Annotated in this window: 13 protein-coding genes; 10 read left to right on the forward strand and 3 right to left on the reverse strand. The window is 64.8% G+C overall.

What is annotated here, in order from left to right:
• Positions 1-6: 6 nt before the first annotated feature.
• Positions 7-1,146 carry a DNA polymerase III subunit beta gene (gene dnaN, locus Rhe02_RS19810; RefSeq protein WP_203909749.1) on the reverse strand — a complete coding sequence of 380 codons (1,140 nt, stop codon included), beginning with the start codon at positions 1,144-1,146 and terminating at the stop codon, positions 7-9.
• A gap of 597 nt (positions 1,147-1,743) precedes the next feature.
• Between dnaN and Rhe02_RS19815 the strand changes: the two genes are divergently transcribed.
• Both Rhe02_RS19815 and Rhe02_RS19820 read left to right on the forward strand, forming a co-directional pair.
• Positions 1,744-2,250 carry a SigE family RNA polymerase sigma factor gene (locus tag Rhe02_RS19815; RefSeq protein ID WP_203909750.1) on the forward strand — a complete coding sequence of 169 codons (507 nt, stop codon included), beginning with the start codon at positions 1,744-1,746 and terminating at the stop codon, positions 2,248-2,250.
• On the forward strand, positions 2,247-3,446 hold the full coding sequence (locus Rhe02_RS19820; protein WP_203909751.1) for a hypothetical protein: 1,200 nt from the start codon (positions 2,247-2,249) through the stop codon (positions 3,444-3,446). The genes Rhe02_RS19815 and Rhe02_RS19820 overlap by 4 nt, the downstream gene beginning before the upstream one ends.
• Here the strand turns inward: Rhe02_RS19820 and dnaA are convergent.
• Entirely contained in the window at positions 3,443-5,008 is a 1,566-nt protein-coding gene (gene dnaA, locus Rhe02_RS19825; RefSeq protein ID WP_203909769.1) for a chromosomal replication initiator protein DnaA, read from the reverse strand. The two genes, Rhe02_RS19820 and dnaA, sit on opposite strands and share 4 nt — an antisense overlap.
• 620 nt (positions 5,009-5,628) lie before the next feature.
• Between dnaA and rpmH the strand changes: the two genes are divergently transcribed.
• From rpmH to Rhe02_RS19865, 8 genes are all read left to right on the forward strand, one after another.
• Positions 5,629-5,766: a 50S ribosomal protein L34 gene (gene rpmH, locus Rhe02_RS19830; RefSeq protein ID WP_120317612.1), complete on the forward strand. Its 138-nt coding sequence runs from the start codon at positions 5,629-5,631 to the stop codon at positions 5,764-5,766.
• Positions 5,767-5,782: 16 nt separating this feature from the next.
• Positions 5,783-6,139: a ribonuclease P protein component gene (rnpA, locus tag Rhe02_RS19835; protein WP_203909752.1), complete on the forward strand. Its 357-nt coding sequence runs from the start codon at positions 5,783-5,785 to the stop codon at positions 6,137-6,139.
• Between the two features lie 35 nt (positions 6,140-6,174).
• Positions 6,175-6,417, forward strand: a complete 243-nt coding sequence (gene yidD / locus Rhe02_RS19840; RefSeq protein WP_373320656.1) for a membrane protein insertion efficiency factor YidD — start codon at positions 6,175-6,177, stop codon at positions 6,415-6,417.
• A complete protein-coding gene (gene yidC, locus Rhe02_RS19845; RefSeq protein ID WP_373320654.1) occupies positions 6,408-7,364 on the forward strand; it encodes a membrane protein insertase YidC in 957 nt (318 codons plus the stop codon). The genes yidD and yidC overlap by 10 nt, the downstream gene beginning before the upstream one ends.
• A gap of 39 nt (positions 7,365-7,403) precedes the next feature.
• Positions 7,404-7,979: a Jag family protein gene (locus tag Rhe02_RS19850; RefSeq protein ID WP_203909754.1), complete on the forward strand. Its 576-nt coding sequence runs from the start codon at positions 7,404-7,406 to the stop codon at positions 7,977-7,979.
• Positions 7,976-8,656: a 16S rRNA (guanine(527)-N(7))-methyltransferase RsmG gene (gene rsmG, locus Rhe02_RS19855; protein ID WP_203909755.1), complete on the forward strand. Its 681-nt coding sequence runs from the start codon at positions 7,976-7,978 to the stop codon at positions 8,654-8,656. Before Rhe02_RS19850 ends, rsmG begins: the two co-directional genes overlap by 4 nt.
• Before the next feature lie 484 nt (positions 8,657-9,140).
• Positions 9,141-10,154, forward strand: coding sequence for a ParA family protein (locus tag Rhe02_RS19860; RefSeq protein WP_373320657.1), 1,014 nt, complete (start codon positions 9,141-9,143; stop codon positions 10,152-10,154).
• A gap of 46 nt (positions 10,155-10,200) precedes the next feature.
• On the forward strand, positions 10,201-11,241 hold the full coding sequence (locus tag Rhe02_RS19865; protein ID WP_203909756.1) for a ParB/RepB/Spo0J family partition protein: 1,041 nt from the start codon (positions 10,201-10,203) through the stop codon (positions 11,239-11,241).
• Positions 11,242-18,392: 7,151 nt separating this feature from the next.
• Here Rhe02_RS19865 and Rhe02_RS19870 read toward each other — a convergent pair.
• The coding region (locus Rhe02_RS19870) for a pentapeptide repeat-containing protein (protein ID WP_373320655.1) at positions 18,393-18,602 on the reverse strand (210 nt) is incomplete at its 5' end.

Below are 18,602 nucleotides of genomic sequence, written 5' to 3' on the forward strand. Positions count from 1 at the left end.
GTGCTCTTACCTTCCGACGCGAATTGGCATGATCAGGTACCGGAAACCGGCGATCACCGCACCATCGTCACCCGCTGGCGTGATCACCGCAGGCTTAAACGGATCATTGAAGGAAAAGACCGCAGTGGGGGCGTTCAGCGCACCGAGCCCTTCGATGAGGTACTGCGGGTTGAAGGCGACCGTCATGGTCTCTCCGGTAAAGGTGGCCTCCATCGCCTCGCTGGCGCGAGCCTCCTCTGTGCCGCCCGCCTCGACGACCAAGCCGTCTTCGCTGAAGCTCAGCCGGACCGGGGTCGCCTTCTCGGCCACCAGCGAGACGCGCTTGACCACCTCGGTCAGGGCGGCGACGCCGACCCGAGCCTCGGAGGAGTAGGTGGGGGCGAACAGCGAACGCACCGGCGGGTACGACTGGCCGTCGAGCAGGCGGCTGGTGGTACGGCGGGTGCCGCCCACGAAACCGATCATGCCTTCCCCGGCGGAGCCGCTTCCACCGAGCGCGATGGTGACCTCCCCGCCGAGCGGGCCGAGGGTCTTGGCCGTGTCGGCGAGGGTGCGGGCCGGAACCAGCGCGTTGGTGTTGATGTCGGGGTCGTTGGGGCTCCACGAGATCTCGCGCACGGCCAGCCGGTACCGGTCGGTGGCGAGCAGGGCGAGCGTGTCGCCGGTCAGCTCGACCCGGACCCCGGTCATCATCGGCAGCGTCTCATCGCGGCCGGCGGCCATCGCGACCTGGGCCACGGCGGCCGCGAACACGGCAGCCTCGACCGTGCCGGCGCTGGCAGGCAGCTCGGGCAGGGTCGGATAGTCCTCGACGGGCATGGTGGGCAGCGTGAAGCGAGCGCTTCCACAGACCAGCTCCAGATGGGAGCCCACAGCGGCGATCTCCACTGGCTTCTTGGCCGGGAGCGCCTTGGTGATCTCGGCCAGGAGACGCCCGGAGACGAGGGCGGCGCCGTCAGCGTCGGCCTGCACATCGACGTCGACCTGGTTGGAGACCTCGTAGTCGAAGCCGGAGACGTGGAGCCGGCCATCGATCACCCGGAGCATCGCACCGGCAAGCACCGGCACCGACGGTCTGCTCGGCAAGCTTTTGGCCGTCCACGCCACCGCGTCGGCAAGCGCATCCCGCTCGACCCGGAACTTCATAACTGCCTCCCAGCTCTCCAGTTTCGCTAAAACCATAGGCCCTGCCGACGATCTCCTAATTCGCAGGATCCGTCCACAGATCGAGCCCAGGTGATTTTGTTTTGTTTTCTCTATTAGAGATAAAACCCATCTTGTTCATAGGTCCTGTGGAAACTGGGGATAACCCCTCTTCCCACTGCTCAGGAGCGGTGTGGCCCTGTGGACGGGCTGTGGACTGCCGGTGGATAACTAGCCCAGTTGTCCACAGCGGGCGAATCGTCCCCAGGTTGTCCACCGCTCTCCACAGGTTATCCACCGGATGTCCCCAGGGGTTATCCCCAGACTGTGGACTAAGTCCTTCGTGACACTCCACAGGGATATCCACGGATCATGGAGGCTTATCCACGGATCATGGACGTCGGTCCACACCTTTTCCACACCAAGATTTTTAGACCATTTTTTGTCCACAGCCATCCACAACCCGTCCACAGGAAATCCACCGGGTTATCCACTGACTTATCCACCGAACCTGTGGACAAAGTCGGGGCAACCATCTGAGACCTCGCCTGACTTCAGTTGTCGTACGGTGTCATACCCCTACGACAAAAGGCTGTACACATGGATTCGACTGCGGCCGACTTCGACGCCTACGTCAGGGCCAGAACCCCGGCGTTGCTTCGGTCGGCCTATTTGCTCACGGGTGACCAGCACCTTGCGGAGGATCTGGTACAGGATGCGCTGATCCGGACACACCGTGCCTGGCGGCGCCTCGCAGACTCCAACCCGGACGCTTACACGCGAAAAGTGATGTACCACTTGAACATCGGCTGGTGGCGGCGTGGTCGATCAGCGGAACGCAGCACGGAGCAGGTACCGGAAAGGGCGGAGGCTGGCCGGTACGACGTCTCGGACAACCGGCTCGTGCTGCGACATGCCTTGAACCAATTGCCCCCCAAGCGAAGAGCGGTCATCGTGCTGAGGTACTTCGAGGATCTCACCGAGTCAGCGACCGCCGAGGTGCTGGGGATATCGATCGGCACGGTCAAGTCGCAGACCTCGAAAGCCCTTGTCCAGCTGCGAAAATTCGCGCCCCAATTGCTTGAGGTGGAGGGAATGCTGCGATGACTCAGGATCTGAGAGCAGGGCTGGCCGAGTTGGCCGGAGAGGCGCGATCGGTCGATCTGCGCGACCGCGTATTAAGAGGTTCACGTCGCTTGGCCCTGCGGCAGCGTGTCATCGGCGCCGGGATGGCCTCGGTGGCCCTGGCCGGCGTGGTCGGTGTGCTGGTGCTGATCGGTCCCGGCGGCGACGTGAAGCCCCCGATCGGGTCGCCCACACCGACTGTGGCGTCGCCTTCACCATCGGCGTCGCCCACCCCGTCGCCAGAACCGGTGCCACCGGTGGACATCCGCAACGCGTCGTTCGTCGTGCCCGCGTTTCCGGAGACGACAGATTGCCCCGCCGGGCTGCGAAAGTTCGTCGACGGCAGGGTCGATGTGGATCCGAATGCGTCGCCGCAGGAGACCAGTCTGATGCTGGACGGCAAGCCGACGATGGCAGATGTCGACGGAAAGCCGGGTGCGGAGATCCTCACCGTGATCTGGTGCCGTGGGTATGTAGCGCATGGTCAGGTCCTGGCGCTCGAGGTTTCGCCGACCGGCGAGCTTTCCCCGCTCGGCTTCGTCCTTCGCTCGCCCGACCATCAGAGTTTCGAAGTGGACTCGGACAAGCCGATCGTCGTCCGCGACGGGGTCGTCGAGGTGACCGTGCTGAGCCCGATCGTGCCCGACGGCGGGCATTACATCCTTGATATGCAGGTGCGCGCTTACCGCTTCCAAAATGGAAGCTTCAGTCAGGTGGGCGGTCCGACCAAGTTCGCCAATCCCCCATCGGATCCAGCGAAGACCGACATGGCCAACGCCACCGTGAAGTTGATAGCGCCGGGGGGTCTGGGTTTCGTCAAGCTGGTCAATGGTTCGGGCATCGCTCGCTTTGGGGAGAACAGTTACTCCGTGACCATGGTGCGGTCAGAATTCATCGGCAGCGGCGAGCAGACGGAAGCAGTCGTGCTCTACCGACTGGTTGACCAGGTCGGCACTGTTTCCGAGACGATCGCGGTCTACACCTTCCGGATGAGCCCGGTCCCTGGGGATTACCTCTTTATAGGGGTGGCATCCGGCCAGGACGGGATAGCCCATGTGCAGACGTTCGACGCGGTGGGTTCGCAAGTGAAGGTCACCGTAGAGCTGGCCGGGGGCGGCACCGAGGTCCGCACCTATCGGAAGAAGGTCAACGAACTGCGATGGGAGAGGTTGAGCTAGCTCTGCTTGATGCGGTTGGTGAGTTCGGCGATCTGGTTGTACAAGGATCGCCGTTCCGCCATCTGCTGCCGTATCTTCCGGTCGGCGTGCATGACCGTGGTGTGGTCGCGGCCGCCGAAGGCCTGGCCTATCCGGGGCAGCGACAGGTCGGTCAGCTCGCGGCACAGGTACATGGCGACCTGGCGCGCGTTGACCAGCACCCGGGAGCGGGAGTGCCCGCGCAGGTCCTCGAGGCTCACCCCGAAGTAGTCCGAAGTGGAACTCATGATCTGGTCGGCGGTGATCTCGGGGGCGGCGTCGTCTGGGATGAAGTCGCGCAGCACCTCCTCCGCGATCGGCAGGGTGACTGCGCTGCGCGAAAGGTTGGCATAGGCGGTCACCCGGATGAGTGCGCCCTCGAGCTCGCGGATCGAGTTGGAAACGCGGGAGGCGATGAACTCCAGCACGTCGCCCGGGGCGTGCAGTCGCTCCTGGGCCGCCTTCTTCTGCAGGATCGCAATACGCGTCTCAAGATCGGGTGGCTGGATGTCGGCGAGCAGGCCCCACTCGAAGCGGGTGCGCAGCCGATCCTCCAAAGTGGCCAGAGCCTTGGGCGAGCGGTCGGACGAGATGACGATCTGCTTGTTCGCGTTGTGCAGCGTATTGAAGGTGTGGAAGAACTCCTCCTGGGTTCTCTCCTTCTTCTCCAAGAACTGGATGTCGTCGATCAGGAGGATGTCGACCTCGCGGTGCCGGCGCTGGAAGTCGTGGCCGCGGTTGTCACGAACCGAATTGATGTAGTCGTTTGTGAACTCTTCAGTCGACACGTAGCGCACTATCCGGGCGTGCCCGAGCTCCTTGGCGTAATGCCCGATCGCGTGCAGCAGGTGGGTCTTGCCCAGCCCCGAGCCGCCGTAGATGAACAGGGGGTTGTAAGCCTTCGCGGGTGACTCGGCCACCGCGACCGCCGCCGCGTGCGCGAAACGGTTCGAGGAGCCGATGACGAAGGTCTCGAAGCGGTACTTCGGGTTGAGCTTCGGCCCGGCCTCCGCGGCGGGCACGCTCTGCCGGCCATGCATGGGCCTGTCCAGCGACCGATGATCGTCGTCGTGGTCGGGGGTCGGATCGCCGGGCCGGGACCTTCCGTGGATCGGGCTGTCATGCCGGGGCAGCGGCGGTGGCGGCGAGGTGTCCCGCGGACGCTGGGACGGCACAGAGAATAAGGCGTCTTCATCGTCGGCGGGCGGCGCGAAAGCCGGCGTCATGATCGAGGTGGCGAAGGCAGGTTGCGCGGCCTGGACCGGGGCGGGCGCGGGCGCCTCCTCCGGCGGACGCACCGTGGCCACCACCTGAAGCGATCGGCCCAGCACCCGCGACAGCGCCTCGGTGATCGCCGGCCGGAGCCTTTGCTCGATGATCTCGCGCACCTGTGGATTGGGAACGCTGAGCAGAGCCGTGTCCTCAACTATGGCGCGCAGGCGGGTCAGCCGGAGGTAGGCCTTCTGCTGGGGGGAGACGATCTCGTCGCGCAACTCGGCGGTCGCGGCCTGCCACACGGCCTCCAGCTCGGAGGCGGTCATCATCTCGGTCATGCCCGGGCCCCCCGCGCGACCGCGGCAGAAAGGGACTTCACCCGGCCGCCCGCGCAGAGCCGCCAGCCCGCAAGAACGAACCCCAGCCACATGATGGAGTCGCGCTCGTGGTTCATGTCCGGCCCTTCATTGCGGTTGGCTCCGAGCTATCACGATGTCTTCACTGTCCGTGGCGAGTGGAGATCCTAAATCCGGGTTATCCCCGGGTTCCATAAAGTTCTCCACAGGTTATCCACAGGCCGTGACCGCGGCCCGGAGAGACGCCAATACCGCAACTTGGCGCATGCCCGCCTTCGTTGTGCCAACGAGCCATACGCTTCTGCGGTTTTGCCGCAGCGCGATTTATGATGCCGGTTTTTCCGCCGCAGCCGCGATTCCTGGAGTCCCCCACAGATCCGGTACCACGGCACGCTAACAGGGTTATCCACAGGCGTCCACAGCTGTCCACAGGGTCACGCTGGGTATCGGCGAGAAAGCAGATGTTGGCCTGCCCTTATCAGGCGTGTAGGCTGGACCGGTTGTGCCGTCTCATCGAGCATTTGCTACGGTGTGCCCGCACAGCAGATAACTATTCCCGCGTATCCGGCGGGCAGACCCCAGGAGAACCAGACGTGAGCAAGCGCACGTATCAGCCGAACAACCGCAGGCGCGCGAAGACCCACGGCTTCCGGCTGCGCATGCGCACCCGCGCCGGCCGCGCTGTCCTGTCTTCGCGCCGGGGCAAGGGCCGCGCCCGCCTGGCGGTCTAAACACCTAGGGAGCTACATGCTGCCAGCAGCACACCGGCTTCGGCGGAGTGGGGACTTCGCCACCACGGTGCGCGGCGGAAGGCGCGCGAGCCGAGGCAGCGTAGTGGTGCACCTCACGCAACCCGCCCAAGTTGGTGACGAGCCGACAAAGGCGGGTTTCGTCGTTTCCAAAGCCGTGGGTGGGGCGGTTGTCCGTAACAGGGTCAAGCGTCGCCTTCGTCACCTGGTGGCCGAACGCGTTGGCAAGCTTCCACCCGGCTCCATGCTGGTGGTTCGTGCTTTGCCTGGGACGGCTTTTGTTGGGTACCGACAAATGGCTATCGATTTGGATCTTGCACTTGAAGCGGCGGCACGGCAGCGGAGCCCACGATGAACGCCAATGCGCGACCCACGACACTGGCCGGTCGTGTGCTGGCGCTTCCCATCATCGCGTACCGTCGTTGGGTAAGCCCGGGCCTTCCGGCCCGCTGCCGGTTCTACCCGTCCTGCAGCGCCTACGCGCTGGAGGCGATCACGCGCCATGGCGCACTGAAGGGTTTCTGGCTCGCGGTCCGGCGGATCGGGCGCTGCCACCCCTTCCATCCGGGCGGATATGACCCTGTGCCGCCTGGCCGGACTGAAGCGACTGGAGCAACACCCTCATGGGAATAGTGATGGGGCCGATCTACTGGGTTATCTCGTGGATCATGCTCGCCTGGCACTCGCTGTTCGACAAGATCGGCATCGACGGCACCTGGCTCGGTACCAACTGGGACTGGGTGCTGGCCATCGTCTTTCTTGTGATCACCGTCCGGGTGATCATCTTCCCGCTCTTCGTGAAGCAGATCCGATCCCAGCGAGCCATGCAGGCGCTTCAGCCGCAGATGAAGGCGCTGCAGGAGAAGCACAAGGGTGACAAGGAGACGCTCCAGAAGGAAATGATGGAGCTCTACCGGCGGGAGAAGGCCAACCCGCTGATGGGCTGCCTTCCTCTGCTGATCCAGATGCCGATCTTCCTGGGCGTCTTCCACATCATCAAGCGTCTCGGCACCGGCACCAGCAACAAGGAGCTTTACGGCTGGACCGTCGCTCAGTTCGACAGCGGCGCCGCGGCGAAGCTGTTCGGTGTCTCGATCGGCGCGACCTTCGGCGCGGGCGGCTTTGCCGCGGTGCTCTGCGGTGTGCTCGGCGTCGTCATGATCGCGACCACTTACATGACCAGCCGCCAGATGATCCTCAAGACCGGCTGGGCCGAGGACCCGACCCAGAAGATGATGCAGAAGCTGATGCTGTACGGCATCCCGGCCACTCTGATCATCTCGGCTGTCGCCTTCCCGCTCGGTCTGATCATCTACTGGACGACCTCCAACCTGTTCTCGCTCGGGCAGCAGATGTGGGTGCTGAAGAAGTACCCGCCGCCGAGGGTGGGCGGCGCGAAGGCTGAGCCCAAGGCCCCGCTCGACCCGGAGCTGGCCAAGGCGCTCGCCCCGAAGGTGGGCGCGAAGCCGACCACCGCACCGAAGCCCAGCACTGCCGCTAAGCCCGACGCCGGCGCGAAGCCCACCACCGCCAAGCCCACCACTGGGAAGCGCAAGACGGTGAAGAAGAACGTCTCCTGACTTGAAGTAAGTAAGCAACACCACCAATCGGAGAAGAACGTGACCGATCAGACCGAGCGCCTCGACCTCGAAGAGCTTGCCGACCTCCCGGTCGACGAAGCCGACGGCGAAGAGGAGTCCGACGAAGAGGCGCCCAAACGTAAGGCGCTTAGCGACGCCGACCTGTTCCGCCAAAGTGAGGTCGCCGCCGACTATGTCGAAGGGTTGCTCGACATTCTCGACGCCGATGGTGACATCGACGAGCTCGTCTCAAACGGGCGCCCAGTGGTCGAGGTTGTCGGCAGCAAGCTGCAGTCGCTGATCGGGCCGCGGGGGGCGACCCTTGAGGCGCTTCAGGAGCTGACCCGCCTGGCCATCTTCAAGCAGACCGGTGAACCCAGCCGGCTCCTGCTCGACGTCGGTGGCTACCGGGACCAGCGCCGCAAAGAGCTCGCCCTGGTGGCTCGCAACGCGGTCGACAAGGTGAAGCAGCACGGCGAAGCGGTGCGGCTCGAGCCGATGTCCGCTTTCGAGCGCAAGTGCGTCCACGACGTGGTGAACGCGAGCGAAGGCGTGGCAAGCGAATCCGAAGGGGTCGAGCCCAACCGTCGGATCGTGGTCCGGCCCTCGGAGTGAGCGTTCCAGAAGATTCTCTGAAAGCGGCCGAGGCGGTCTTTAACGATCGCCTCGGCCTCGCCGTTTCCTACGCCGGTCTCCTCGAGACGCAGGGTGTCCTACGTGGACTGATCGGCCCGCGGGAGGCACCGCGGCTCTGGGAAAGGCATCTGCTCAACTGCGCGGTGGTCAGCGAGTTGATTTCGCCCGACGCCACGGTCATTGACGTGGGCTCGGGCGCAGGACTTCCGGGTATCGTGCTGGCTGTGGCTAGACCGGATATCTCGGTCATTCTGGTCGAGCCACTTGCACGACGTACCGCTTTCCTTGACGAAGCGGTGGCAGCACTCGAACTGACCGACCAGGTCACCGTCGTGCGAGGACGCGCCGAAGAACAGGTGGGGCGGCATCGCGCTGACGTCGTCACCGCTCGTGCCGTGGCTCCCCTGGATCGGCTCGCCGAATGGTGTCTGCCGCTTGCCAAGGTTGGTGGCCGGATGCTGGCGATGAAAGGCGCGTCGGCTTCGGAAGAAATTGATATGCATCGAGCGGTGTTGACTCGGCTCGGAGGCGGACCGGCATCCATCCGGCTCTGCGGCGTCGGCCTGATCGACCCGCCGACGACCGTGGTCGACGTCACGCGGGAACGAGATGTCGTGCGCCAGGCAGCAAAGGGGCGACGTCAGCGCCTCAGGTAACGGGGGCGGTGACACGATGCTCGGATGGCCGAGCCACTCCGATCGGGTGAAGTACGGCGGGCGACTCGTTTTAGTGCCCGGGCTGATGCTGTTTGTCCCATCCCGAATGGCTTCCAAGAGGACCTCTCTTGGCGTGTTAGGCCCGGCGGCCGTAGGCTGGCCGGGCGTCGATATCGTAGGGGCACTCCGCTCTACCGCGATTGGAGCGGCGAAGCGGCCGATCGGCGCAACCATCCGATCCAATGCGGGCAGGGATGAGACGGTGCACGAATACGGTATGACTCCACAAAGGAGCCTCTATAACGGAGCGTCGCGCTCTTTTGGCGATGCCCGTGTAGGTGGCGTGGTTTCACGTGAAACATCAGCTTGGTACGGCGTTGGCTCGTCTGCGGCGAGCGTCCCCTTCTCAGCTGGCGCATCCATTTCCCCGGAAAGCCTCCCCGTCGCCTCGGCCGGTGGCGGCAGCGCCGAGGGCGTACCCCCGGTGCTTCCTGGCGCGTCGGGCTTTACGCCCTCGATGGCGCCAACGCCACGACCCCCCTCACCACGTCCTCAGCCGCCCTTGTCGGCTGGGACACCAACTACGTACGGTCCGTCCGATGGAGACGGGACCGTAGACAGTGACTCGGAGGACCCACCGTTGGCTATGGAGGCGATGCGCGCCGTGCAAATCTTGAATCCGAGCGGTGAGGTGACCATGCCGCGCCCGAACCGGCCACGCGTCATGTGCGTGGCGAACCAAAAGGGCGGCGTTGGGAAGACAACCTCCACCGTGAACCTGGCCGTGGCATTGGCGCTGCACGGCAACCGAGTCCTCGTCGTCGACCTCGACCCGCAGGGCAATGCGTCCACGGGATTGAATGTGCCCCACCACGCCGGCGTACCCGACGTGTATGACTGCCTTATCGACAACGTGCCGCTGGCCGATGTCGCTCAGGCTGTCGAGGGCATCCCCAACCTCCATTGTGTTCCGGCGACCATCGACCTCGCCGGCGCCGAGATCGAGCTTGTCTCGGTGGTGGCCCGTGAGTCGCGGCTGGGCCGCGCCATCAACGGCTACCCCGGCGAGTTCGACTACATCTTCATCGACTGCCCGCCTTCGCTCGGGTTGCTGACCGTTAACGCGCTCGTGGCGGCGCAAGAGGTGCTCATCCCGATTCAGTGCGAGTACTACGCGCTTGAAGGGCTGAACCAGCTCCTCAATAACATCAACCTAGTTAAGGCACACCTCAACCCCGAGCTTGAGGTCTCCACCATTCTGCTCACGATGTACGACCGCCGTACCCGGCTGGCCGACGCCGTGGAACAGGACGTGCGAAACCACTTCGGCGACAAGGTATTGACCTCTGTCATTCCCCGGAACGTCCGTGTCTCGGAGGCACCGAGCTACGGCCAGTCGGTCATGACCTACGATCCAGGTTCACGGGGTGCCACCAGCTACTTCGAGGCGGCGCAGGAGATCGCTGAACGCGGGGCGAAGATTGGGGTTGCGGCATGAACAAGCTCGCCCTCACCGGCGGCTGCCGCGGTAGGGAGGTTGCGGCATGAGCGGTGCACCTGCACGGTCTAAGGGCGGTCTTGGCCGTGGTCTGGGAGCTCTCATCCCCACTGCACCTCCCTCCGCTCCCCCGCCGGCACACACTGGCCCCGCCATCCCCACCGGCCCGGCCGCCCCCAGCCAGCAGCCCGCTGCTGTGGTCGCCGAGCCGATCGTTGTCCCGGCGGTTCCCAGCCAGCCGGCCCCGGTCGAGCGCGGTGGTCAGGAACTCCAGCCGGTACCCGGTGCTCGGTTCCTCGAGATTCCTGTTGGCAGCATCGTTCCCAACCCGAAGCAGCCTCGGCAGGTCTTCGACGACGAGATGCTGGACGAGCTCAAAATCTCGATCCAGGAGGTCGGCTTCCTCCAGCCCATCGTGGTTCGCGAGATGAGCCCGGACAAGTACGAACTAGTCATGGGTGAGCGCCGTTGGCGGGCGGCCCAGGCGCTCGGCCGGGAACAGATCCCGGCCATCATCCGCGATACCCGCGATGACGACATGCTGCGGGACGCGCTGCTGGAGAACATCCACCGGGCACAACTGAACCCGCTCGAAGAAGCTGCCGCGTATCAGCAGTTGCTCGAAGAGTTCGGCGCTACGCATGACGAGCTTGCCCGAAAGATTGGCCGTAGCCGGCCTCAGATCTCCAACACCATCCGGCTGCTGAACCTGCCGGCTCAAGTTCAGCGTCGTGTGGCTGCCGGGGTTCTCTCCGCCGGGCACGCCCGGGCTCTGCTCAGCCTCGACGACTCCTCGTCGCAAGAGCAGCTCGCCACCCGCATCGTCGCGGAAGGACTGTCGGTCCGCGCCACCGAGGAACTGGTGACGCTGGCACTCTCCGATGGCGCCGCGAAGCAGGCCGCGCAGAAGCGCCGTGCCAAGCCCCACGCCCCCGCCCTGTCAGATCTAGCCGACCGGCTGTCGGACAGGTTCGACACCCGGGTGAAGGTGGACATCGGCCGGAGCAAAGGGAAAATCACCATCGAGTTCGCCACGGTCGACGACCTAGAGCGAATCGTTGGCATCATCGGAGTCGAGCGCCAATAGCTGCACGTCCTCTCATAGTCGCGATGTTTCACGTGAAACATCGCGACTATTGTTTTTGCCCCCCGCCTCCTGCCACGGCTTCGCTCTGTCCCTTCTCCGGCTTGCCTCCCATGTAGCCCCCCGACCGGATGCCTCTCCTCGCAAACCAACAGCGACGTCACCGTGAGCCCGTTGCGAGCTCCCGTCTCCACGCTGACTCCCTAAGCTCGCTTGTGTATCGCGCTCCTGCGCCGCTCCGTCCCGCCGGCGCCTGTTCGGCCGTGCTCGGCCCTGCCATGGTGGCCCCGGCGGCTAGGGGTACTTTCGGTCCAGCCGCACCTCCGCCCGCGCCGACTTCGCGGCCCGCACGGGCTCGTGGTCCTTTGCGGGCGGGGGTCCTTTGACGCGCCAAACCTTCTTCAGAACCAAGCGGCTTCGGCGTTTGCGTTCTACACGTGAAGCCACAGCCCACAGACCGCAGCCATTGCCCCGGGCGGTCCACGCAGGACCATCTGCACTCGCGATCGCGGGAGCTGCTGCGCTACGACTCGCCTGTCCGCGACGCAACCTTTTGGATTTGCGTCAAGCCGATCGAACTCGCCCACGGCCTGACCTCCCCGGGAGCCCCTGTCAGCCTGCTAATCGGCTCGGCCAGTCGCGACTAGGACCACCAGTTCGCCATCCCCACTCGCTTGGCAGCAAGAGGCCGACTTTGGGCGATCCCCTACAACGACGCCCTCCCCAAGGACCTAGGCCGCTCCTCAAGTGCGAAACCCAAGCCCCTTCGCTTTGCAGCTAGCTATGCGCATGCGCCCATCGGGCGTTCACTGCCCAGCAGTGTTGTTCCAGGGGGCTATCCGCTCGGGCGCTCCATGGGGTCTAGGGCACCAATCTCCTGAACGCCAGCTCTGGCTCGTGCTATCCACCAAGCGCTTCGAGCCCTGAGTTGCCGGCTTGTGGCTCCTCCAATAGCCCCACCTTTCCCAGCAGCACGGCCGGGCCAAGTAGCTCGGCTGCATAACTCTGCTCCGATGACCCTCCCCGCTGGTCCAAGCCCGCATGCCGGAACTCACCCCATGAAGACGCCACTAGGTCCCTTCCGTGGTTCCCCGAGCCGCGTTCGGCTCTGAGCTGGCTGGCCGTCTCCGCATTGCCAATCGCGGTCTGTCAGGCGTGGCAAGTCCGTGGGTTAAGCCCGCGGTCCATGAATTGCCAAGTTCTCGGGAGCACCATCCCCTTGCGCGCTCCCCGCCGGCGCCACGCAGCTTCGCCGGTCCTCTTCGGATGCCTAGGTATCTGGCCGGCGCACCCTTCGGCCAGATACCAGCGGGTCCGTTCCCGGTCGCGACAGCGGAACGCCCTTGCACTCCTTGACAGACGCAGCCCACCTTCCAATGCAGCGTGGAGTGCTGGCGAGAACCCGGTCGTGCCGACGTCCCGCCAACTGCTAGGCGCGGCGGGCGCGCATGCCATTCACCAGGTTCCCGCCAGGACACGAGTCTCGTGCCTCGCCTTGCGGGGAAGAAGTCCCATCTAGGCCACGCTACTTCTACTCGCCGCACGGGATGTTCGGTCTGCTGCCTCCGAGTCACAGCGCGACCTGCGAGCGCTCGCTTTGGAGCTGGCGCTAAGCACCCGCGGTCACTGTTCCTGCCGAGCCGAGCGCGCCGCGGGCACGCAATCAGTTTGCTGCACTAGGAGAGCAGTCGTCGCAATGGCTAGCGGTAGTGCAGCGCCACAGGCTCTCTTTGCGCAGCACTACATGGGCCTCGTTCTCCGTTACGGCTGCGGCAGTCGCGCTACTCCTTAGATGGTTGTCAGCTGCATTCAAGGCGGAGGCACTGCTCCCCCGCCACATCTTGGTTTCACGTGAAACATCGCCCCGTCCAACGAGCTTCTCGTCTTGAGCCACCGGGCCAACTCCCCCAGTCCCTGGCGGACCCGCCGAATACCGCTCCGTAAGGCGACGCCGCTTCCCATGGCGTCAAGCAGCCAGACTGGGAGTCAATGCGCCATCGGTCGCGCCGCCGTCTCACCGCCTGACTGGGCCTCGAATGTTTCACGTGAAACATCTGGCCCTTGGTCCACAGCGCCTTGGTAGCGAACACTCCCCCTCCCCTCCGCTCCCGCGTGCATGTCGCGTTGCCATCTCGCCCATGCCCGTGCCCGTGCCTTGTGCGTGTGCCCGTGCCCTTGCCCGCGCGCTCGCGCCTGTGCCCGCCTGTGCCTGTGCCCGCGCTTGTGCCCGCGCTTGTGCCCGCGCTTGTGCCCGCGCCTGTGCCCGCGCCTCCCTGGCATTCTCTCGGAGGTGAGCCCTGAGCACCTCGGTTCCGCGTCTGGACGCTGGCCGCAGTTCGCCGTGCCCGGAGTCGCGGGGGTGTAGACGGCGCCGGCCGAGTCGGCTCTCTGGCCGGGTCGTTCGTATGCCTGCTCTCCTCTGGCCATTGCGCTGGCGTGTGTACCTGTGAGATGGGTGCCAAAGGCGTCGAGTAGAGGGCAATCTCCAACCTGGGCCCTGCGAATGGCTAATCCGAAGGCGACAGCCCGGGTGGCTGCGGACTGGCCGATGTTTCACGTGAAACATCAGACGCGACACCACCGCAGCATCACGGCTCAGATTAGAAGCGAGCCGCCACGGCATCCCGATAGCTTCACGTGAAGCATCCGACTCGGCATGCCGCAGCATCGCGGCTCAGACTAAAGGCAATGCCCCATGGCGCCCCGATGTTTCACGTGAAACATGGTTCCGGTTGCGGCCGGAAGGAGCTCTTCCCCGACTTCCCGATGTTTCACGTGAAACATGTGCCTAGCGCGGCAAGCCCAGACGCAAGCACCTGATTTGCGCATCAACTCGTCGGAGTAGAAGGGAACGCTGCCCCAAGCAGGAGGAGCGACAGCGGAGGAGTTAAAGCCCGTCGGAGCTCTCGGGCGACAGCATCGAAGTGCGAGCGAAGTCGAGCCCTCCGAACGTCACGTGGTGGCCATGTCAGCGATGTCGCCGCCTGCCCGGTGGTTTGGAGCTTCACGCTCACGTTCAGGGACATGTGGCTAAGCCCGACGATGCCCTGCCCGAGCTCTCGCGTTTCCGCTGAGGCGCTGAGCCGCTGATCCGCTGAGCCAGCCGCCCCTTGCCGTGCTACACCGCCGCGATGATGGCCACCGCCGACCCGGTCGATGGCGAAGACCGACACCACACCTGGATGGTTTCACGTGAAACATCGGCCATCCCAACGCAGGCAGAGGGTGAGAGCTACCTCGCGGCTGGACACCCAATGCCGCTGTCCCCGCGCTTGCCCAACCCAGCATTTCGTGCCGGAGGCGGGCTAGATGCAACAAACTCGGGCCGGCGTGGGCAGGGGGCCTGCATTCCCGTGGTGGAGCGATGGACTCTGGGCTTTGAGGACCCACGAGCCCCAACCCAGGCTGGCCGATCTGTCAGGCGCCCTACATCAAGCCCGTCTGTTGGACCTGGCCGCCGAGCCGGCCGGCTGGTGTGCCCGTGTTCGGCCGTGCCAGGTGTAGCTCCAGGCTCGATTACGGCACGGCTTGCGCCTAGCCTGTGCCATGCACGGCATCGAGCGCGCACGGTCAGCCCCAGCACGGCGTGAGCACGGGCATGCATGGCTTGCCCGTGCACGGCATCGAGCCTGCGCCGTTGCGTACCTATTCCAGGGACAAGACTTGAGGCCCTGGGGGCGGGCCAGGTAGTCGGGCTGCTGATGCTCCGTCTCTCTGTGGTTTCACGTGAAACATTGGCTCGACCCGCCTCCGTGCATGAGATCGGAGTCCATGGACGGTGTCCCTGCCATGGGAGCTGCATGGCAAGGCTGAGTCGCCTGCGTGTAATCCCGCACGACAGCCTAAGGACGACTCGGCGTAACGGCTCCCCCCGCTACCCCAGTACCTGTATTGCCGACGGGACTCTGGCCGCATACGTGGCCAGAGCAGCAGACGTAGGTGAGACGCGCCGATAGCGAGCCGACGCCGATGGCTAATCACCGATCGTTGGGTTCATATGGCCGCGCTACCTGGGAGAGCCATGGGGATCCAACACCGTTGCTAGCCAAGCTCGCCGGCAGGAGGCAAGGCCCGCGGGGCGAAAGAGTTCGACGCCTTGCCCTCTTAGCAGTCCGGCCCATAGGCGGCCGCAAGCTTTCAAATGGGCGAGCTGAGAGGAGCCACGGCGTCGAAGTCGGCGCCCGGCACTGCTTGCGCTTATACCGGCAACTTCGGTCCTCGTCATGCCGCCCAATCGAGCGAGCACCAGGGCAGCTGCACGTCGTTTCCTCAGGCGCCGCGCAGCAGTCTTCCGTTTCGGCGATCTGAGGGGAGGCCCTCTCGGCCTCCCCTCAGGCTCACCTAGGTCCGCACGGTCGTATCGTGGTTCCCGGCTCAGCGTTTGTCTGGCCCATACGTCACATCACGGCTTCGAGGCTCGGCTCGCATAAGTCGGCATGGGCGGCTCCGGCGATGGCTGGATCCAAACTCGCGGGAGCGGGCGTGGCGTCCTTCCCTGCGATGTTTCACGTGAAACATCGCAACGGGCGATAGGACCACGCCGAGCGGCGGGACAGCGCAAGGCTGGAAGTGCGAAGCTCGTGAGCCCAGGCAACGCCGGCCACAACACAATTCAGCCGAGCATTCCAGCGGTGCGTTACTCGCTTCTCGCGCGGCATCATCCGCGCCTTGCCTGGACGATCGGCGAATCGTATCGCCTGAGTGATACCACGGAGGCCGTGGGCCAAGCCCTTCCTGCAGTTGGAATGCGCTGAGGTGGTTTCACGTGAAACAAGAGCACCAGCAACCGCAGCTGGCACTGGTTGGGCGGCAGCAAATGTCGTGGCGTGCTTCGAGGCGCACCCTCTTCTGGCCACACTCATGCCTGACGTCCCAACCGGCGCCCATGACGGATGTGCCCAAGGTGTTAGGCCCGGCAGCCCACAAGGACGACCCGCCACAAACCTGCGGAGCTATGCACTCCCTCCACGGCTCTGCGGCTGTCTCGTTCAGGGCGAGGTTCCAGGCGAACCGGCCACACCAAATGCCAGAGCCGATACTCGTCGCCGCGCTGGGAGTCGCCATAGGTGGGGGTGCCAACGTGTCCCGAGCATCGCGTTGCCCGCCCTACCACCGGGCCTCGCTATCACGAAGTCGCAATTCCAACGACCTTGCCGGCCGGCCCCGGGACGTGGAGACATCCGACACCCGCGGCGGAGGATCTCAACAGCCATACCGTGAGTCGGTCTTATGGAAGTGAAGGTGGGCCGCACAGGATGAGTCTGGCCGGGGCGCCAGCTTCGCTTTAGGACTGCAGGGTCTGCTGCCTCACATTGCGAGGGTCTGCTTGCCACAGGTCGAGAACGATTCCGATGCGTCTGCGGAATCTCAACATCCCAGCCGGATGCCCGCTGTTCACACCTTCTCGTTTCCAGCGCTACATACTTGGTTCGCCTCGTCCGATAGAGCAGCGGCTCGTCAGCCCCAGTGTTGCCTAGACCGGCGTAGAACTGATGCGAGTGGTCGCCTGTCTTGTCGAGAGGCCGTGTCGTAATGAGCAGCTATGGAGGCGTGCGCCTTTGGCCGCGATGCGGCGGCTTAGCCGAGCGCCCTTCAGCATTTGCGTGATAGGCGATTCGTGCGTTGACAGGGGCCACCCTGCCGAGCGAGACGAGTGGTGTCTCGTGCCGATGCCGATGAAGAGCCCGGAGTCCAAGGCCCAACACCCGTCTCATGGCGATAGCACATCGAGGCTGGCGCCACCGGGCAGCTTCAACAGAATCGACTCCCCCAACAGTCGCCCGGGGGGTGGCCCGTGGTTGAGGCTGAGTGGTATCGCAACTCTGGAGCCGCATATCTCTAACCCGCGCCACGCGAATCCCGCCATAGGTTCGGGACTTGGGTGCGACTGCCATGTTGTTGGATGGCCCGGGGTTGAACTCGGCAAGGATCGAGCCTGGCCCAAGGCGCATAGAGCGTTCGTTGGCTGACGTGCCGATGGCACTCAAAATGCATGTCGCTGTTCGGCTAAACGAGGCGTGCTTCTCGCTGGCCCCACAGTGCGGGCTGTGTCTCGGGCCGGGCTTGGATGTGCCACCAGCGTTGCGCGGCACCCGGACGGAGATGAAGAGCCCATTGCCCGGCGAAGCAGCCGACGGACAGCGAGTCAGCCGGTGTTGCCGCGGCTGGCGGAGCAGCTTCTGACGAGGCGTGCCCAATGGGCAGACAGCAGAACTGCGGTCGCACCGATAGGGCCGGTAGTCCCTCTTTAAGCCAGAACGGAAGAAGCAGTCAGGTCCGGAGGTTGAGTGCCAGGCTTCCCCTCGGCGAGGGGGGTGCCCAGCGCGAGCGTCGAGGGGTGCCTAGCAGATTGTCGAGGCGGAGCGAGGCCCTTGCGAGGAGCAAATGGTCAGAGCATTGGTACTGGAGCGTTCCAGGATTGTCGCCTGGGTTCATGTCGCGTCTGATCGAGTGGCGGCAAGCCATCTCAGCCGATACCAAACCCGAGCTTCTACCGGAACGAGCGATGCCGCCGGCTGTTGGAGATCTGACTGTAAGTCGCCCTGGTGTTCGGGCCTTCGCGGGTCGGCTTTGCTGGTGTTCGGGGCGGCAGTCGCGGCGGATGAGGTCGCGACGGTCTTTTCCGTCGCAGAGCCGGCGGGCCTGTCCTGCACGATGGCAGTTCAAGCTGTGACTGGTCGAGTCGCACGAGTGTTCGTGTCTGCCACTTATGCCGGGTGGCTCTGGAACGGTCAGCCGAAGTCGAGGCTTGGGCCGCAGCCTTGGCGCAGTCACCGCTTGTCTCGACGCTGTGTCTCTACGTCTCCCCCATAGTCGACGCATGCACACGTTGTGCGCGCCAACCTCTCCAATGCATTGCGGCCGCATTTGGGAACACGTGATACCGGTGTCGAAAAAGAAGCCCCGCGATGATTGGCGCCTCGGCAGCTCGACCGAGAGGCCGGGAACAATTCGCCGACTCAAAGCAAAACAATGACGTCGTTGCGACGCCCGCCGAACCGAAGGTCTGGGTCAGGCCGCAGCAGGCCACGATGAGCAGTGGAAAGCGGGGTCTCAAGAGAGGTCGGTAGTTCCCGGCCGCCTTAGATTGAGGACGGCCGGCTAGCGGGGCGGCGGCTGGCGCGCTGGCCGATGCCTACAGCCGGTTAGCGGTTTCACGTGAAACGCGTGCTGACCGATAGCAGTTCCGCGGACGTGGTGTCGACGCCGTTCCCGGCGTGAGCGTCGACCGCCCAAGGGCCGAGGGCCAGGCATGCCAGCCGACGAGACACGCGGTGAAGGCGAGCGCGGTGAAGGCGAGCGCGGTGAAGGCGAGCGCGGTGAAGGCGAGCGCGGTGAAGGCGAGCGCGGTGAAGGCGAGCGCG

This window comes from Rhizocola hellebori (genome assembly GCF_016862955.1).
In the GTDB taxonomy this organism is placed as follows: domain Bacteria; phylum Actinomycetota; class Actinomycetes; order Mycobacteriales; family Micromonosporaceae; genus Rhizocola; species Rhizocola hellebori.

Coding starts and splice junctions, on each gene's coding strand:
- rnpA (WP_203909752.1), top strand. CDS start 5,783: ATGCTGCCAGCAGCACACCGGCTTCGGCGGAGTGGGGACTTCGCCACC.
- Rhe02_RS19820 (WP_203909751.1), top strand. CDS start 2,247: ATGACTCAGGATCTGAGAGCAGGGCTGGCCGAGTTGGCCGGAGAGGCG.
- dnaA (WP_203909769.1), bottom strand. CDS start 5,008: ATGATGACCGCCTCCGAGCTGGAGGCCGTGTGGCAGGCCGCGACCGCC.
- yidC (WP_373320654.1), top strand. CDS start 6,408: ATGGGAATAGTGATGGGGCCGATCTACTGGGTTATCTCGTGGATCATG.
- Rhe02_RS19815 (WP_203909750.1), top strand. CDS start 1,744: ATGGATTCGACTGCGGCCGACTTCGACGCCTACGTCAGGGCCAGAACC.
- Rhe02_RS19865 (WP_203909756.1), top strand. CDS start 10,201: ATGAGCGGTGCACCTGCACGGTCTAAGGGCGGTCTTGGCCGTGGTCTG.
- dnaN (WP_203909749.1), bottom strand. CDS start 1,146: ATGAAGTTCCGGGTCGAGCGGGATGCGCTTGCCGACGCGGTGGCGTGG.